Annotated in this window: 1 pseudogene; it reads left to right on the forward strand. The window is 54.9% G+C overall.

Annotated features, from left to right (window positions below):
- Nucleotides 1–127: pseudogene (locus MKK58_RS24090) on the forward strand (IS630 family transposase); the annotation flags it as partial.
- Nucleotides 128–1431: the final 1304 nt, after the last annotated feature.

The raw sequence follows: 1431 nt of genomic DNA on the forward strand, positions 1-1431 counted from the left end.
CGACCTGCAGGTCGCCATCAATCGCTACATCGCCGAGCACAACCGTAGCCCAAAGCCCTTCATCTGGACTAAACCCGCCTCTGCAATCTTCGACGCCCTCAGCCGAGCTCCTGAACCATCCGTCTGAGTCAGAGCACTAGCACTATTGTCGCTAAGGAATGCGGACCGTAGTGTTGCGGCGACCACCCTAGGATCACCGATAGAGGCTACCTCGCCAGCGGAACTCCACAAGCCAATCTGCTCACGGAATGGCGCGCGGGCGCTCACATACGGCCAATGCCATCCGGCAGCGCCATCAACACATTTTATAAGTATCGGCGCAGTAGCCACATCAATACGCAAAGCTAACTGATAGTCGTCGATAGTAAATCTTAGCCATTTTTCTTTTATAAAAGAACAATCGCCTTGTTCTGGCAGGCATTTTACCTCAAGACGAATTAGTTCCCCGACAAGAGGCGATCGCGACAGATGGCCAGTAAGACCTTGACCGTGTGCTACAACCTCAAATTCTGGCTCGAGGTAACGTAGCGCTTCGATATTGCGATCTATGTTGGCCCAAGACGAAATCTTACAAAGAGTGCTGGTGAGCTCCTGCGAAGCTCGCGGTCGCGTATGCTCCGGCCACACCGACACAAACACAGCGCCCCCGACCCCAACAGCACGTCCCGCTACACGTGACCAGTCTAGTAACGATTTTTGATACCAAGGAGAATCTACGATCGCTGTGCAGAACTGGTTTACAGCCTCAAAGTCTTCGACCTGACATACGACTTGATTTTGCACCTGTTGCAATGGCTGCCGATCGATTAGTGTTACAGCAACGTTTTCGTTTTCGAGCAGACGTGCAACGCTTGGAACGCCGAACGCGCCAATAGGACCGCTATCGCGAAGCCGATTGGCGAGCCGTTGGGCTGTCTCGCTATCGTAGCGCCAGTCAAAATCCAGAGGGTGGGGAGATGGAGGTTTAATCACTGCACATACGATATAACACACCGCTCACCGATCTGCACAGCCCCAATGTTATTACGTGACGAAGGTCGGCCGGAATATACCTGCTGGACATCCGCTTTGGGACGTGAGTGGGCACTGACACAACGTCGGTTTATCTTCACTACAACTCGAACGCGGACGGGCTGAAATCCACCCAAGCCTGTCGTAGAATGGACGATTGGGTCGCGACTCACCCTAGTGCTCTGACTCAGATGGATGGTTCAGTGGCTCGGCTGAGGTCGTCGAAGATTGCAGAGGCGGGTTTAGTCGCAAGGAAGGGCTTTGGGCTACGGTTGTGCTCGGGGATGGTGCGACTGGTCGCTCCCTGCAGGTCGACGATGCCGCGTCAGGTTCCCCCACGTAGTCGGCAGCGGGGTCGGGCAGGAAAGAAGCCACTCACGGCCCACAGCGGATGTCCAGCAGGTATATTCCGGCCGACCT

Source organism: Methylobacterium sp. J-078, from assembly GCF_022829285.1.
In the GTDB taxonomy this organism is placed as follows: domain Bacteria; phylum Pseudomonadota; class Alphaproteobacteria; order Rhizobiales; family Beijerinckiaceae; genus Methylobacterium.